Raw genomic sequence first — 15,857 nt, 5'->3', positions numbered from 1 at the left:
CTCAGTAAGAAACGGGTAAGAGAACCCTCGTGATGATGCCGCTTTGACCGCCATCAGGAGCGCAGCCATGGGTTCTCATCACCCCCTCATTCTTACTGGTCAACTTGCCGCCAGGGGGTTGACGCTCGCCGCCCTCGTCGGTGGCCTGGTGCTCGCTTCACCGGCGGCCTTCGCCGACGATGCGAACCCCCGGAAAACCACCTGGGGTCTCGGCCTGGGCGTCGTCGGCAACCAGGAACCCTATATCGATATTGACCGCGATACCACCGTCCTGCCCTTGCTGCATGTCGAGAACCGGTATGTCCGGTTCTTCGCGACCACACTGGAAGCCAAACTGCCCGGCTGGCAATTCAGCGAGACCAACAGGATCGATTTTCGCCTCGTCGGCCGCTGGGAAGGGTCCGGTTATGAGTCCGACGACTCCTGGGCGCTGGAGGGCATGGACGAGCGCAAAGGCGGCGTCTGGGCCGGCGCCAAGGTGCAGTGGCAGACCAGCCTGGCGAACCTCAGTGCGGATTGGACGCACGACGTTTCGGGCAACAGCAAGGGACAGCGCTTCAATCTCGGCCTGGACAGGTCCTGGCGGCTGGGCGAGCGCTTCACCCTCACGCCTCGCATCGGCGCGGCGTGGCATGACCGCAAGTACGTCGACTACTATTACGGCGTGCAGGCGCATGAGGCGCGGGCCGGACGGCCCGAATATCGCGGCGACTCCGGAATCAGCACCGAAGTCGGCTTGCAGGGCGTCTACCGTTTCAACAAGCACCATTCAATGATGTTCGACGTTCGGGCCAGGAGACTTTCCTCCAACGCCAAGGACAGCCCGCTGGTGGATCGCTCCACCGACAACCGCGTTTTCCTGGGCTACATGTACCACTTCTAATGGGCAGAATGCTCAGAGATGCAGCGGCTCGATTCCTTGCGCGATTCAGCCCTTGCGTTTTCGGCGTGGCTGGACGGCTGGCGCCGATTGGCGTAGAGGCATCGACGGCGCCAGCCCTTCGACCCGCTCGCGCAGATCACGGATCGTGTCGATAAAGGCTCTCAGGCTCGCCGGGACATGGCGGTTGCCGGGAAAATACAGCGACAGCCCCGGTATGCGAGGACACCAGTCTTCCAGCACGGTCACGAGACGCCCGTCATCCAGGGCGGCACGGGCATAGGGTTCCGGCACGTAGGCGATGCCAAGACCCTCGATGGCCGCCGCCACCATCAGCGGGTTGCTGTCGAGCGTCAGCGGGCCGGGCGCGTCGATCTCCAAGGCCTGCCCCCGCTTGCTGAACTCCCAGCGATAGCGTTTGCCGCTGGGCAGGCGCTGCCGGATGCACTGGTGGCGGGCAAGCGCATCGGGCACTTCCGGCGCGGGCCGCGCGGCCAGGTAGCGTGGCGAGGCCACCGCCAGAAAGCGGATATCCGGCCCAAGCGGCACCGCCACCATGTCCTTGGGCACGGCCTCGCCCAGGCGGATGCCGGCGTCGAAGCCCTGCTCGACGATGTCCACCAGGCGTCCTTCTGCCACGATGTCCAGTTCGACGCCGGGATAGCGTGTCAGGAACTCGGGCACCACCGTGCGCAGCAGCAACTCGACCGAGGCATCGTTGCCGTTGATGCGCAGTTGGCCTTGCAGATTCCCTTGTTCGCCGGTGACCTCCTCCAGCGCCGCATCGAGACCGTGCATCACCGGATCGAGACGGCCCAGCAGGCGCTCGCCCGCTTCGGTCAGGGACACACTGCGCGTCGTCCGGTGCAACAGGCGCACGCCCAGGCTGTCCTCCAGGCCACGAATGGCATGGCTCAGCGAGGGGCGTGCGATCCCCAGGAAATCGGCCGCGCGGCGAAAGCTGCGGTGCTCGGCGACCGCCATGAAGGCTCTGAGGTCGGACAGCGTCGGTTTGCCCATTGGTAGATTTTATGCACCAGCCCATGTGGTTAATTGGCTCTTATCATAACAATGCTGCGGCCATAGCATCCCATCTCGTCCCCCACTTCTCACCCTGGATGCATGTCATGAGCAAAACCTGGTTCATCACTGGAACATCGGCCGGTCTCGGCCGCCTTCTCACCGAACGCCTCCTCGCTCGTGGCGATCGGGTGGCAGCCACCGTGCGTCGTCTCGATGCACTCGACGACCTCGCCGCGACCTACGGCGACAGGCTCTGGGTCGCCAAGCTCGACGTGACCGATACGGCTGCGGTGCGCACCGTGACCGATCGGGCGTTCGCCGATCTCGGCCGCATCGACGTGATCGTGTCCAATGCCGGCTATGGCGTCCTCGGCGCGGCGGAAGAGGCCTGCGATGAACAGATCCGCCACGTCATCGATACGAACCTCGTCGGCTCCATCTCGCTCATCCGCGCAGCGATTCCCCATTTGCGTAACCAGCGCGGCGGTCGCGTGCTGCAGATCTCGTCGGAAGGCGGGCAGATCGCCTACCCGGGATTCAGCCTCTACCATGCCGCCAAGTGGGGAATCGAGGGCTTCGTCGAGGCGATGGCCAAGGAGCTCCAGCCCTTCGGCATCACGCTCACTCTCGTGGAACCGGGGCCGACCGCCACCCATTTCAAGGCGGGTGTGGTTCGCCCCTCCAGGATGGCGGTCTACGACGGCACGCCCGCCGACGACGTGCGGCGCAGCATCGATTCGGGCGCGTTCGCGGTCACCGGCGACGCGGGCAAAGTGGTGGACCGGATGATCGAAATGATCGATGCGGGGGCGACCCCGCTGCGCCTGACGCTCGGCGCGTCCGCCTTCGACGGTATCCATGCAGCGCTCCGACAGCGGCTCGCGGCGCTCGAAGCGCAGAAGGACATCGCGTATTCAGTGGAGCGGGATCGATGAACGAGGCGAAGGGCTGACGGCCCTTTACCGATGCCCGGACCAAGGGCCTTGGCCTCGATGGGTGAAGAGCGTTCGATTGCCGATTGCACCGAGGCGCAAGCCTCGCTGGATTCAGGCCGTCTTTGCATGCTCGGGCTGGGGATAGCGGCCCAGCAGAAGGATCAGGACATTTGCAAGAACGATCAAGGCGATGGATGCCAGGAGGATGGGATCGTAGTTCCCGGTCCAATCGACCAGGAACCCCCATGCTGAAGCCGCGACACCGACACCGACGGCAAAGAAGACATAGACACCGCCGAAGATCTCCGCGTAGTGCCTGGAGCCGAAGTACCTTCGCGTGATGTAGGCAATGATGTCCAGCTCCGCCCCGAGCGCCAGGCCGGCCATGACCGCCGCGAAGCCGACTGTTCCAACCGACAGCGGCGCCGGCAGCAACAGGCAGGCAATGCCGAGAACCGTTCCGCAGAAGTAGATGGCCGAGACCAGCGGCGCCCAAATGCGGTCCATGAAGTAGCCCGCCGACAATCGGCCGGCGATGATGGCGGCACCGAGAAGGCTGACGATCGCGCCGGCATCGGAGGCTGCCATACCCTTTTCGGCGAGGAGCGGCGCGAAGTTCGGGACCAGCCCCCCAACCGCAAGCGAGATGAGAAAGACCGCCGCACTGACGAACCAGAAGCGGTAGCCGCGGTAGGCCTGCCTCGGGGAGAGGCCCTCCTGACTCTCTGGTTCTTGTCGCGCCGGCGCTTGGCTTGGCCCGGATCTACGGACGAAGGCCAGCACCACGATGGTCGCCAGAACCCACGCCATCAGCCCCAGGCTGGCATAGGTCCATCGCCATCCGAAAGTGTCCAGCCCGAAGCGCACGTAGAGCGGTGCCAACGCCGCCGCGACACCCGTGCCGCTCATCGTGATTCCGATGGCAAGCCCGAGGCGCACCCTGAAATACTGGCTCACCAATGCGGTCCAGGTGATCGGCAGGGACCCTGCGGCCAGAATCGACAAGGCGGCATGGCTCAGGTACCAGAGCACGAGCGAGCCGGGATTCACCGCCAGGAGCAAATACCCCAGGAAATGTCCGAACAGTCCGAACAGGCCGACTCGGCGCACACCGAATCTCGCGACGAGCTTTCCCACCAACGGGCCCGTGACGACACCCAGCAGCATGAGGATCATGTAGCTGACGAAGAACTCGGCGCGCGTCCAGCCGAACTCCGCCGCCACCGGCTGGAAAAACAGGCCCTGCGTGTAGAAAGTGATGGAGAGCAGGCCGCATCCTGTGCCCATCATGGCGGTCAGAAGGATGCGCCAGTAGCGCCCAACCTCGGAGGGGGTGTTTCTTCTTACGGACATAGCGGCCTTTGATGCGGGTGGATGCGCGACACAAGCAGGTCGCCCGGTTGGATGCGGCGCAGGAACTCGGCACGGACGCGGTCGGCGACCGCGGCGACTGTCCTTGGGGCCGGGCTCAGGCGAAGCCGCCGTTGGCGCGCAGCACCTGCGAGTTGATCCACGCGCCGTCCGGGCCGGCCAGGAAGGACACCACGCCGGCGATGTCCTCCGGGGTGCCCAGGCGCTGCAGCGGGGCGAGATGGGTGATCTGCGCGACCTGCTCGGGCGTCTTGCCGTTGAAGAACAACTCGGTGCCGACCGGACCCGGGGCGACGGCATTGACGGTGATGCCCCGGCCGCGCAGTTTGGCGGTGACGGTTTCCCGGGCCTTGGCGGCGTTGCCGGCGTAGTTGACGGTGACAGCGAAGCCGTCAGCGGCCAGGCGCAGGGCGATGGCCCGGCCAATGCCGCGGGAGGCGCCGGTGACGATGGCGACCTTGGTTGCAGCGTTTGTGTTCATGGGGTGCTCCAAAGCTAAGAGAGCGATATGCCTTTGGAAGCATTGTTCTTGTTTATCCCAATGAGATAAATTCTGCTAAATTGACATATCAATTCAATCAAAGACAACAATAGCCACGATGGATCGCTTCGATTCCCTGCAACTGTTCACCCGCATCGTGGAGTTGGGCAGCTTCAGCCGGGCCGCTGCCGCGCTGGAGATCCCGCGCGCCACCGCCACCCATGCCATCAAGCAACTGGAGGCCCGGTTGAGCACGCGGCTGCTCGAGCGCACCACGCGCCAGGTACGCCCGACGCTCGACGGCCAGGCGTTCTATGAGCGATGCGTACATGTACTCAGCGAACTGGACGACGCCGAAAGCTCGTTGCGGAACGTCGCCTCCAATCCGCGTGGCACGCTGCGCGTGGACATGTCCAGCGTCCATGCCTCCCACATCGTGCTGCCGAGGATCGACGACTTTCGCAAGCGCTATCCCGGCATCGACCTAGTGGTCAGCAGCGGCGACCGACTGATCGACCTGGTTCGCGAAGGCGTCGATTGCGTTGTCCGTGCCGGTGTGCCGCGGGACTCCACCCTGGTGGCGCGACGGCTCGCAATGATGCCGCAGGTGATCTGCGCCAGCCCCGAATACCTGGCCCGTTTCGGCACGCCACAGCATCCGGATGAACTCTCGGCCCACCAGGCAGTCGGCTTTTTTTCCAGCGGAAACACGGTGGACTACGGGCTCGACCTGATCGTGGACGGCGAACCCCGCACGTTCACGCTCGGCGGCTGGATGGCAACCAACGATGCCGAGAGCTACGGCGTCTGCGCACTGCGCGGATGCGGCCTGGTCCAGTTGCCGCGCTACCACGTCGAGGACGAACTGCGCGATGGCCGCTTGGTCAAGGTGCTGGGCAAATGGGCCAGCCCCGACATGCCCTTGTCCGCGCTGTATCCCTACCACCGGCAGTTGTCGCCGCGGGTGCGCGTGTTCATCGACTGGCTCGGCAAGGTGTATGAAGAAAGGTTCGGCTCTCTGCGCGCCGCATCCGCGGTGTGACGCTCATCGCTATGGCGTGCGGCGGCTGCGCATGGCGATTGCCATGCCGAGGGTGACGGCTGCAACACCTGCCCAAGCCCACCCTGACGGCCGCTCGTCAAGCAGCCACACGGCGGCGCCGGTGGTGACGCAGGGAACGGCAGCCGTGAACAAGGCTGTGCGCTGTGCGCCGAGCGACGCCACGGCGCGCGTATAGAGAAGGCCCGACACAACGCCGATCAGCAGCCCCTGGAACACGCCTTGGAATACCACGTCATGCCACGGCGCGGCCCTTAGCCCGGAAGCAGGCAGCACCAGCAGGTAGACGGGCGCGAAGCACGCCAGAGATCCCGTCGCGACGATGGCGACGGAATGAACAGGCGCCAGCCTCCACCGTTGGTTGAGCAGGCCGTAGGCAGACCAGCACAGCGCCGCCAGCAGCAATGCGCCGTCGCCCAGCCATTGGTGCACCGGCGCTCCGCGCACGCTGTCCCAGACCATGATCAGGATGCCGGTCTGGATCAGGACCGGACCTGCCCAGCCAGTCGCGCGCCCCGGGGTCTTCGAGCACCACCGAACCAGGACGAGCGTCAACAGGGGAATCGTGCCATGCAGCAGAACACCGCCATGACTGGCCGGTGCCAGACGGAAACCGGCATAGGCAAACAGTGCGAATCCCAAACCGCCGGTCATGACCAGCAATGCAGCCTGGAGCCATCGCAGCGGCCCCAGGCCACGCCGGATCAGGACGGGCAGCAGCACCAGCCCGGCGACGGCAAAGCGCAGCATGGCCATATCCGGCAGCGTCAGCGCCGTGGCGCTGAACCCCATCCGCGAGACCAGAGTGAAGCTCGCGAACAGCATGATCGCAAGCACACCGCACACGGTGCCAATGACCGGCTGGGTCGCCATGCGAGGGCCCCAGGCGGAAACAAGCGCTCGCCGCATTCTCATCGCCCCTGGGCATGCGCACCGCGCAGGGTCATCACCGCGCTGTCGATGCTGGCGACGATCTTGCCGTCCTCCCGCTTGATGTCGCACCGGTAATGGCTGACCGTCTTTCCGCGATGCGAAGCCCAGGCGTGGGCACGCAGCCGCGATTGCCAGACCGGCCGCAGAAAGCTTGCCTTCAAGTCGATGGTGGTGAAGCTCTCGCCCTCCCGCATCAGGGTGGAATGCGCCGTGCCGATGGCTGCATCGGCCAGCTCGCACAGCAGTCCACCATGGACCGTGCCCTGCTGGTTGCCATGCAGCGCCGCATCGGCCTGCAGCTCGATGGCGGCCATGGCTTCGGCAATGGCAACGATGCGGAACTCCAGCAGCCGCGAGATCGCCGTGGGGTAGCGCATGTGCGTGATATCGCCGTCGGCCAACGTTCCGTACAACTCGCGTTGCAGGTATTCCAGTACCGGAAGATAGCGGACGGATGGGGACATACGGCCTCCTGTCGGGTTGATGGTCGGACGGTTGATGGTCGGACGTGGGCGCTTGCGCGTAGGAACGGTAGGTGTCGTAGATCACGCCACCCAGCGCACCGGCTGCCGCCAGCGCCCGAGCGCGTCGCCTGCCATCCCCCTCTTTCGATTCGAAGTCTCGCCGCCTAGAATGGAACAATCAAATAATTGTCCTAGACACACTGCATGACGACCTCTCCCGTCTCCCTTCTGGTCGCGAAGCTGGCCGACGATATCCGCAGCGGCAAGCTTCTCCCCGGAGCGAGGCTGCCCACGCACCGCCAGCTTGCCGTCCGGCACGGTGTGGCCGTCGCTTCGGCCAGCAAGGTGTACGCGCAGCTCACGTCGATGGGGCTGGTCATCGGCGAGACCGGCCGCGGCACCTTTGTGCGCGATCGGCCGCAGCAACGCGAATGGGACAGCGGCGACGAGGCACGCCTGAGCGCCAGCACGGTGGATCTGTCGTTCAACCATCCGACCTGGCCCGGCCAGGCGGATCTGCTGCGGACCATGCTGCGTGAACTGGCGTCCTGTGGCGACCTGGCCGCGCTGCTGCACCAGCAGCCGCCGGGCGGCCGGCGCCATGAACGGCGGATCGTGGCCGCGTTCCTGGCCCGCGCACGCGGCATCCGGGCCGAGGCGGAACAGGTATTCCTGGTCAATGGCGCCCAGCAGGGTCTGGACATCGCCGTGCGCGCCCTGTTGCGGCCGCACGATGCGGTCGCCGTCGATGCATTGACCTATCCCGGCTTCAAGATGCTGGCCGAGATCCAGGGCCTGGCTCTGCAGCCGGTGCCCGGCGCGCCGGAGGGTCCCGATCTGGAGGCGCTCGACGCCCTGTGCCGCCGCCAACGGATACGCGCGATCTATGCCATGCCCACGCTGCACAATCCGCTCGGCTGGGTGCTGACGGCAGGCCAGCGCGGCCGTCTGGCGGAGATCGCGCGGCGGCATGACTGCCTGCTGATCGAGGACGCTTCGTATGCGTACCTGGCCGACAACGCGCCACCCGCCCTGGCGACGCTGGCGCCCGAACGCACGGTGCACATTTCCAGCCTGTCCAAGAGCGTGGCCAGCGGGTTGCGCTTCGGCTTTGTCGTCGTGCCCGAGACATGCGCGGGGCGCGTCAAGGCGGTGATCCGCGCCAGCTACTGGAGCCTGCCCAGCGTGGTCACGACCATGGCGACGCGCTGGGTGGCCAACGGCACCGTGGCCCGCCAGGAAAAGCTGATGCGCAGCGAGGCTCGCCGCAGACAGGCCATCGCGCGGGACGTCCTGAGCGGCATGGACGTTGCTGCCCATCCGGCTTCGCTGTTCCTGTGGCTGCGCCTGCCTGAAGACCTGCGCATGGACCGGGTCACCACCGCACTGGCCGCATGCGGCATCGCGGTCTCCAAGGCCGAGGCCTACGCCACGACGCGGCACGCGCCGCATGCGCTGCGGCTGGGGCTGGCTTCGATGCCGGCAGAGCGCATACGGCCCGTGCTCGGACAGGTACGCGGAGTCATCGAGCGCTTCCCGGTCTAGGCGACGCCAGGCGCCTGGCCCGAGCCGCTGGCCGCACCGCAAGCATGACAGTAATGGGAGAACGTACTGCGCCGCGCACCGCAGGCCGGGCATGGCTGGAACAAGCCGATGCCGCAATGCGGGCAGAAATCCGTCGTGCCGTCCTTCAGGTCGACCGAGCGTTCGCAGCCGGGGCAGACCTGCTTCGCGAGCCGGGCCTGCGCGACGTCGTAATCCAGTGTCCGGCGCCGCTCGGCATCGGACAGTTGCTCCGCCTGCTGCTGACGCTGCAGATAGCGGTTCAGGGCGACGACGGCCTGCCGCCCGAGGATCAAGGTCAGCACGATCCCGACCGTATAGCGCACATAGCCGCCATAACTCGGCAGATAGGGCACGAGCTCGACGAAAAACGCGAACAGCGCAAAGAAGATGAAGCCCCACGCGAACGGCCAGTAGGTGCTGTTGCGTTTGCGCACGAACAGCCAGCCGGCAAGCAGCAACAGCGGCAGCGTCAGCGCGAGCCGGTACAGAAAGACCCGCAGCTCCAACTTGCGAGTGGCTGAAGCGAGTTCTGCACTGGCCTTGCGCCCCAGTTGATTCAATTCGGCCTGGTTCGCGTTCATCGACTGGCTGATGTCCAGGAGCTGCTTCTCCAGCGCCAGCACTTGGTCGTTGCGGCGGCCTTCCTCGTCCTTCAAGGCATCGAGCTGGCGCGAGCGTTCGATCAGCGACGCATCCTGGTCCGGCTGGCTGGTTGCCTGGCGCGTCGCGACCCAGTTGGCGAAGGTCTCGCGCGCGGACTGCGAGGCCTGCCGCGCGGCCTGCTGCTGCAGGCGGGCCTGTTGCAGCGCCTCTTGCAGCGCGGCGCGCTCGCGTGCGCCTGCCTCGATGCGCTGGCGCAGCGGCCGGCGCGTCCCATCATGCGCCGACCGACGCGCGGCTGCCCATTTCCCCTTCGATGCGCAAGACCTCCTGGCGCAGTTGGGCAGCGATATGCTGGCGGCGTTCCGGCCCCATCCTGCCGTGGTTGGCCGCGATGCTCAGCGCGGCGACCGGCTGCTTGCCCAGGCGGATCGCCACGCCCACCCCGTACATGCCCTTGAGCAGGTGCCCGGTGTTCAGCGCATAGCCGCGCGTGCGGGTGTCCTGGACCAGCGCGCGCAGCTTGTCGGTGTCGAGGCGGGGATAGGCTTGCAGCCTGTCGCGGTTGCGTCTGAGCACGTTCTCCACTTCCTCGTCGGCAAACGCGGCCAGCAGCGCGAGGCTGCCCGATCCCACACCGAGCGGGCGTCGCGTGCCGACGTTCTGCGTGAGCACCTTGACGGGGAAAGGGCCTTCCTCGCGGTCGATGCATACGGCGTCCAGGCCACTGCGGATCGTCAGCATGACGGTGTCGCCGGTGGCCTGGGCCAGACGTTCGAGCGACGGCCGGGTGACGGCCTGGATGTCGAGCCGATTGGACGCCCGCTCGCCCATCGACAGAAACTCCAGCCCCAGGAAGTACGCCCGACTGCCCGCGGCCTGCTCGACGAAGCCATCGGCCATCAAGGTCTTGAGCAGACGGTGCAGCGTGCCTTTGCTCAAGCCGCTCTGCGCCTGCAGGTCGGAAAAGCGCATGCCGCTGGAGGCGGTGGTGAAGGACAGCATGCGCAGGATGTCCAGCGCGCGCTTGACGCTTTGCACCGCATCTTGGCGGGCGGGATGAGCGACCGTGTCCGGCTCCATGGCGTTGTCTCCTGTGCGGTGGTCCTGCGTGGCGGGAACATGGTTCCGCCAGGTGGAACTTTTTGTGGTTCACGCCGATTTTGCGCCGTTTCGTCGATAGAGTCCAAACCAGGCAGCGGCACGTTGCCGCCAGCACAGGGAGGACTGCAGTGATCGACCCGTATCGTTCGTACCGGCACAGTGCCGGGCTCTGGCGCGACCTCGCGCCGCCGGCGTTTCTCGGCCCGCTGCGCCAACTGGTCGCCAGGGACGTACTGCCGCAGGCCGATACCACCGACCGCGAAGACGTGTATCCGCTCGCGGCCATCAAGGCCCTGGCCCTGCACGGCTACACCAGCCTGACGCTGCCCGCAGAATGGGGCGGACAGGCTGCACCCTATGCGCATTGCGCGGCGGTCTTCGAAGAGGTGTCCTACGCCAGCGCGGCGGTAGGCATCAGCCTGATCACCATCCTGCAGGCCCAGACCCTCATCCGCCAGTTCGGCGACGCCGGCCTGCGGGCGGCAGTGCTGCCTCAATTCGCGCGCGGTCTCATCACCGCCTACGCGCTCACCGAAGCCAACCATGGCAGCGATATCCGCAGCCTGGACACGCACGCGCGGCGCACGTCCGACGGCTGGGTCCTGGCAGGCACGAAATCCTTCATCACGTCAGGCTCCGCCGCCGAGGCCTTCATCGTGCTCGCCCAGACCGAGCAAGGCGTTTCGACCTTCTTCGTACGGCGCGACATGCGCGGCGTCTCCACCTTCGACGGCCCCAATTCGGGCACCTTCGGGCTGCGCAACGGGCCCCACGTGGATCTGGTCCTGGATGAGGTCCACGTGCCCCACGACCACCTCATCGGCACCGAGGGAAAGGGCGTGCGCCAGGCCGTCACCACGCTCGACTTCTCGCGCACCATGGCCGGCGCCATCAGCCTGGGCATCGCCCGCGCGGCGTTCGACAACGCGCTGGCCTATGCCGCCCGGCGCGTGGCCTTCGACCAGAAGGTACTGGGCTTTCAGGGCATCCAATGGTATTTCGCCGAACTCGTCACGCAGATCGACGCCGCCCGGCTGCTGGTCTACGAGGCCTGCCGGGCACTGGACGAGCACCGCGACATCGCACGCTATGCAAGCGAAGCCAAGCTGGCCGCCAGCCAGGTGGCCACCCGCGCCGCCGAGCAGGCGATCCAGATCTGCGGCGCCTACGGCGTCACGCAGAACGCCCCCTTCGGCCGCTACCTGCGCGACGCGAAAGCCTATGAGATCGCCGGCGGCTCCTCGGAGATCCTGAAAAACACCGTGGGCAAGCATCTGCTTGCCTACGCCACCACATGCCTGCAGGACGACACACCGTGATCACGGACTCTCTGTACCGGCTGGCCGAGCGCCAGCCCGATGCGCCCGCGCTGGTCTTCGAACAGCGGCAATACGACTATCGCGAACTCGCCGACCTCGTCAGCGTCACCGCTGCCAGGTTGCATGCGCATGGGGTGCGCCCGGGTGCGCACGTCGCCTTGATGTGCGGCAACCGGCCGGCCTTCCTGGCCTGCTGGCTGGCGCTGGGCGAGCTGGGGGCGGTGTGCGTGCCGTTGAACACCAGCCTGGTGGGCGACGGCTTCCTGTACACGCTGACGCAAAGCCAGGCCAGCCTGCTCATCGCCGAACCGGCGCTGCTCGCAACACGGGCCGATCTGCTCGCCCAGGCCGCCGCGCGGTTGCCCATCCTCCAGGTCGACGACACGTTCGAGTGCCCGCCGTCCGAGCCCACGCGCCGCTGGCAGCGCCCGACAGCAGCCGACAGCGACTTGAACAGCATTCTGTTCACCTCGGGCACGACCGGCCTGCCCAAGGGGGTTGCGCTGTCGCATGGCGTCTATACCGCAGCCGGCGAGGACATGGTTCGCTCCCTGGACATGACCGCGAACGACCGCGTCCTGGTGTTTCTGCCGCTCTTTCACGCCAACCCCCAGATGTACGCCGTCGCCTCGGTGCTGAGCTGCGGCGCGACGCTCATCCTGCTGCCGCGCTTCTCGGCCAGCCGCTTCTTCGACGACGCCATACGGCATCGCGCCACCGGCTTCACCTTCGTGGGCACCGTGCTCTCCATCCTGGAAAAGCAGCACCCCGGTCCGCAGCACGGCCACGAGCTGGCATGGTGCGTGGGCGGCGGCGCGCCCGCGCCGGTCTGGGAGGCCATCGAATCCCGCTTCGGCATCGCCGTGCGCGAACTGTACGGCATGACGGAGACCGGCGGCTGGGTGTCCATGAACACGGCGCGATCCTCGCGTTTCGGCTCCGTCGGCAAGGCTCGCGACGGTATCCGCCTGACCATACGCGACGATGCCGGACGCGTGCTGGGGGCCGGCGCCAAAGGCGAGATCGTCGCCCGCGCCGAACGGCCGGACGTGTTTTTCTCCTGCTATTGGCGCAACCCCGAGGCCACCGCCGCCACGCTGAAGGATGGCTGGCTCCACACCGCAGACCGGGGCTATCTCGATAACGACGGTTTCCTGTACTTCGACGGCCGGCAGAAGGAGCTGATCCGCCGAGGCGGCGAAATGATCTCGCCGGTCGAGATCGAGCAACAGTTGCTCAAGCATGCCCAGGTGCGCGATTGCGCGGTGGCCGGTGTGGCCGACGCGATCATGGGCGAAGAACTGCGTGCCTACATCGTGGCCGATGGCTCGCCCGATGCGCACGCGCTGCGCGACTTTCTGTTGACGCGCCTGCCCGCCTACATGGCGCCGCGCTACGTGTCGTTCGTGCCTCGCATCCCGAAGACCGAGACCCAGAAGATTCAACGGCATCTGCTGGCCGAGCTGCAGGCGGACTGCATCGACCTGGCCAGCGGACCGGTTCAACCCGCCAAGGAGACACGCGCATGACACGCAGATGGACGCAACGCCCACCCGGTTCGAACTGGGGGGATTTCGGCGACGATGACCAACTGGGACGGCTGAACCTGCTCACCGAGGCGAAGGTGCGCGAAGGGGTGGCGGAAGTGCGCGCAGGCAAAGTCTTCAGCCTGAGCCTGCCGCTGGACCTGCCCGGCGGCAACGTGCTGAATCCGGCCCGCCACCCGCCGCGCCTCATGCCCACGCAGCGCGACGGCAAGCCCATGTTCCTGCATGCATTCCGGCACGATCACAACACCACGGACGTGGCCTGCGACGATCGGGTCTCGTTGAGCCTGCAGTACTCGACGCAGTGGGACGGCCTGTCCCATATCGGCTCGCACTTCGACGCCGACGGCGACGGTACGGCCGAAATGGTCTTCTACAACGGCTATTCCGGCGAGGCGGACTTCGCACACGCCCAGGACGACGACGGCGGCTGGTCGCGCGCCCACCGCCTGGGCATCGAACACATGGCCGCCAAGGGCGTGCAAGGCCGGGGTGTCCTGGTGGACCTGCGCCGCCACTTTGGCGACGAGCGCCGCCGAATCGGATTCGAGGACCTGATGCGCGTGATCGATCTGGACGGGGTCGAGGTACGCCGTGGCGACATGCTCTGCCTGCACACCGGGTTCGCCGACCTGATCCTCGGCATGGGCGGCGAACCCGACGGCGACAGACTCGCTCGCGCCTGCGCCGTGCTGGACGGCGGCGACGCCCGGTTGCTCGACTGGATCGACGAGAGCGGCATCGCCGCCCTGGTTGCGGACAACTATGCGGTGGAAGACCGCCCGTACGACTTCAAGGGCGACGGCTGCCATGCCTTGCTGCCGCTGCATGAGCGCTGTCTGTTCAAGCTCGGCCTGCACCTGGGCGAACTCTGGCATCTGACGCCGCTGGCCGAATGGCTCGCCCGCCACCACCGCCACGCCTTCCTGCTGACCGCCCCGCCGCTGCATCTGCCGGGTGCCGTGGGCTCGCCCCTGAATCCCATCGCCACCGTCTAGGAGACTCACATGCCACTGGAACTGCAGGATGCGGCAGGCGTGCCGTATGTCGGGCTCGGCATGCACTTCGACGAACTGACCATCGGGCGTACCTTTCGCACCGTGGCGCGCACGATCACCGAAGCCGACCTGGTCAATTTCGTCAACGCCACCGGATTCACCGAGGTCCTGTTCACCGACGTCGAATTCGTCAGGGCGCAGTCCGACATGCGGGGCCGCGCGGTGCCGGGCGCGCTCGCGTACACGCTGATGGAAGGCCTGCTGATGCAATCGTGCATGCAGCACACGGGCTTCGCCTTCCTGGAAATGGAACTGAAGGTGCACCGGCCGACATTCGTCGGCGACACCCTGCACGTGCGCTGCCGGGTGACCGAGGCGCGCCCGAGCCAGAGCCGTGCCGACCGCGGCCTGGTAAGGACGTACAACGAGGTCCTCAACCAACGCGACGAAGTGGTCATGCACTACACGCCGCTACGCTTCGTCAAACGCGTTTAGCCCCATCGCTGCAAGAACAACGACAGACAGGAGACAAGCATGAAAACGACGATGGTACGCAAACTGGCAGCGGCGCTGTGCTGCAGCCTGCTCGGCACATCCGCGCTCGCCGCCGCCGAGTGGCCAGCCAAGCCGGTACGCCTGCTCGTGGGGTTCACACCGGGCGGGCCCACCGACAACGTGGCGCGCATTCTCGCCGACAAGCTCGGCAGCGAACTCGGCCAGCCCGTCATCGTGGAAAACCGTGCAGGTGCCGCCGGCAACATCGCAGCGACAGCCCTCAAGCAGGCCGCCGCGGACGGCTACACGCTGCTCTACAACACCTCGTCCATCGTCATCGCGCCCTGGGTATATCGGTCGCCGGGATTCGAGCCGCTGAAGGACTTCGCCCCCGTGGGGCTGACCGCCGCCGTACCGCTGGTACTGGCCGTCACCACGAAGATCGAGGCAGACGCTCCAGACGATCTCGCGGCCCTCATCAAGGCCAAGCCGGGGGAGTACAACTACGCATCCTCCGGCGTCGGCGCCATCGAGCACCTGACCGCGGCCCAGCTACTGAGCGCGCTGGGCCTGCAGGCCACGCACGTCGCGTACAAGGGCACGGCCCCCGCGCAAGTCGATCTCATCGCCGGATCGACGCAGTTCACGACCACCACCCTCAATACCGCCATCGGGCCCGTGCAGGCCGGCCAGTTGAAGGCGCTCGCCATCACCAGCCGGGAACGATGGTCCGGCATGCCCGAGCTGCCGACCATCGCCGAAACCCTCGTGCCGGGCTTCGAAAGCCTGGCGTGGCAAGGCATCGTCGCGCCGGCCGGCACGCCCGAGCCCGTGTTGCAGCGGCTCAACCAGGCGATCAACGCCGCCCTGGCCTCGCCCGAAGTCCGGCAGAAACTGGACCAGCAGGGCACCATCACGCTCGGCGGCAGCGTGGAGGACTACCGCGGCTACATGGCGGCCGAGTACGAACGGTGGGGCAAGGTCGTGGAAGCCACGGGCGCGCGCATAGACTGAAGACCGGCCGACCCCGACGCCTGCCTGCCGCGCGCGCCGGAGGTACGGCGTAGTCGCGGCTCACGCC

At 66.6% G+C, this 15,857-nt stretch carries 16 protein-coding genes; 9 read left to right on the top strand and 7 right to left on the bottom strand.

Annotated features, from left to right (window positions below; genetic code table 11):
- The first annotated feature begins 43 nt into the window (after positions 1-43).
- Positions 44-883: a MipA/OmpV family protein gene (locus FOZ76_RS09610; protein ID WP_211366167.1), complete on the top strand. Its 840-nt coding sequence runs from the start codon at positions 44-46 to the stop codon at positions 881-883.
- A 45-nt stretch (positions 884-928) separates the two neighbouring features.
- Here FOZ76_RS09610 and FOZ76_RS09605 read toward each other — a convergent pair whose 3' ends face one another.
- On the bottom strand, positions 929-1,900 hold the full coding sequence (locus tag FOZ76_RS09605; protein ID WP_143947936.1) for a LysR family transcriptional regulator: 972 nt from the start codon (positions 1,898-1,900) through the stop codon (positions 929-931).
- Positions 1,901-2,007: 107 nt separating this feature from the next.
- On the opposite strand from FOZ76_RS09605, the gene FOZ76_RS09600 reads away from it, so the two are divergent.
- Positions 2,008-2,838 carry an SDR family oxidoreductase gene (locus FOZ76_RS09600; protein WP_143947935.1) on the top strand — a complete coding sequence of 277 codons (831 nt, stop codon included), beginning with the start codon at positions 2,008-2,010 and terminating at the stop codon, positions 2,836-2,838.
- A gap of 111 nt (positions 2,839-2,949) precedes the next feature.
- Here the strand turns inward: FOZ76_RS09600 and FOZ76_RS09595 are convergent, their stop codons facing one another.
- Together FOZ76_RS09595 and FOZ76_RS09590 are read right to left on the bottom strand one after the other, a co-directional pair.
- Entirely contained in the window at positions 2,950-4,191 is a 1,242-nt protein-coding gene (locus tag FOZ76_RS09595) for an MFS transporter (protein ID WP_143947934.1), read from the bottom strand.
- Between the two features lie 115 nt (positions 4,192-4,306).
- Entirely contained in the window at positions 4,307-4,690 is a 384-nt protein-coding gene (locus tag FOZ76_RS09590) for an SDR family oxidoreductase (RefSeq protein WP_143947933.1), read from the bottom strand.
- Positions 4,691-4,808: 118 nt separating this feature from the next.
- Here FOZ76_RS09590 and FOZ76_RS09585 point away from each other — a divergent pair, with 118 nt between their 5' ends.
- Entirely contained in the window at positions 4,809-5,732 is a 924-nt protein-coding gene (locus tag FOZ76_RS09585; protein WP_143947932.1) for a LysR family transcriptional regulator, read from the top strand.
- A 9-nt stretch (positions 5,733-5,741) separates the two neighbouring features.
- On the opposite strand, the gene FOZ76_RS09580 is transcribed toward FOZ76_RS09585, so the two are convergent.
- Together FOZ76_RS09580 and FOZ76_RS09575 are read right to left on the bottom strand one after the other, a co-directional pair.
- Positions 5,742-6,623 carry a DMT family transporter gene (locus tag FOZ76_RS09580; protein WP_170235370.1) on the bottom strand — a complete coding sequence of 294 codons (882 nt, stop codon included), beginning with the start codon at positions 6,621-6,623 and terminating at the stop codon, positions 5,742-5,744.
- 38 nt (positions 6,624-6,661) lie between these two features.
- On the bottom strand, positions 6,662-7,147 hold the full coding sequence (locus tag FOZ76_RS09575; RefSeq protein WP_143947930.1) for a PaaI family thioesterase: 486 nt from the start codon (positions 7,145-7,147) through the stop codon (positions 6,662-6,664).
- Positions 7,148-7,351: 204 nt separating this feature from the next.
- Between FOZ76_RS09575 and FOZ76_RS09570 the strand changes: the two genes are divergently transcribed.
- Positions 7,352-8,692, top strand: a complete 1,341-nt coding sequence (locus FOZ76_RS09570) for an aminotransferase-like domain-containing protein (protein WP_143947929.1) — start codon at positions 7,352-7,354, stop codon at positions 8,690-8,692.
- Here the strand turns inward: FOZ76_RS09570 and FOZ76_RS09565 are convergent.
- Positions 8,689-9,369, bottom strand: coding sequence for a hypothetical protein (locus tag FOZ76_RS09565; RefSeq protein WP_143947928.1), 681 nt, complete (start codon positions 9,367-9,369; stop codon positions 8,689-8,691). The two genes, FOZ76_RS09570 and FOZ76_RS09565, sit on opposite strands and share 4 nt — an antisense overlap.
- A gap of 220 nt (positions 9,370-9,589) precedes the next feature.
- Positions 9,590-10,396: an IclR family transcriptional regulator gene (locus tag FOZ76_RS09560; protein WP_143947927.1), complete on the bottom strand. Its 807-nt coding sequence runs from the start codon at positions 10,394-10,396 to the stop codon at positions 9,590-9,592.
- A gap of 149 nt (positions 10,397-10,545) precedes the next feature.
- Here FOZ76_RS09560 and FOZ76_RS09555 point away from each other — a divergent pair, with 149 nt between their 5' ends.
- From FOZ76_RS09555 to FOZ76_RS09535, 5 genes are read left to right on the top strand one after another with little or no spacing between them, the layout of a single operon-like run.
- Positions 10,546-11,736 carry an acyl-CoA dehydrogenase family protein gene (locus FOZ76_RS09555; protein WP_143947926.1) on the top strand — a complete coding sequence of 397 codons (1,191 nt, stop codon included), beginning with the start codon at positions 10,546-10,548 and terminating at the stop codon, positions 11,734-11,736.
- Positions 11,733-13,265 carry a class I adenylate-forming enzyme family protein gene (locus tag FOZ76_RS09550; RefSeq protein WP_143947925.1) on the top strand — a complete coding sequence of 511 codons (1,533 nt, stop codon included), beginning with the start codon at positions 11,733-11,735 and terminating at the stop codon, positions 13,263-13,265. The genes FOZ76_RS09555 and FOZ76_RS09550 overlap by 4 nt, the downstream gene beginning before the upstream one ends.
- On the top strand, positions 13,262-14,281 hold the full coding sequence (locus FOZ76_RS09545; protein WP_143947924.1) for a cyclase family protein: 1,020 nt from the start codon (positions 13,262-13,264) through the stop codon (positions 14,279-14,281). The genes FOZ76_RS09550 and FOZ76_RS09545 overlap by 4 nt, the downstream gene beginning before the upstream one ends.
- A gap of 9 nt (positions 14,282-14,290) precedes the next feature.
- Complete coding sequence (locus FOZ76_RS09540; RefSeq protein ID WP_143947923.1) at positions 14,291-14,776, top strand: MaoC family dehydratase; 486 nt, start codon at positions 14,291-14,293, stop codon at positions 14,774-14,776.
- Between the two features lie 39 nt (positions 14,777-14,815).
- On the top strand, positions 14,816-15,790 hold the full coding sequence (locus FOZ76_RS09535; RefSeq protein WP_143947922.1) for a Bug family tripartite tricarboxylate transporter substrate binding protein: 975 nt from the start codon (positions 14,816-14,818) through the stop codon (positions 15,788-15,790).
- Positions 15,791-15,857 lie beyond the last annotated feature (67 nt).

The organism is Verticiella sediminum (assembly GCF_007558815.1).
Taxonomy (GTDB): domain Bacteria; phylum Pseudomonadota; class Gammaproteobacteria; order Burkholderiales; family Burkholderiaceae_B; genus Verticiella; species Verticiella sediminum.
Note: the sequence above shows the minus strand (reverse complement) of the source record. Positions and strands in the feature narration are given on the sequence as shown.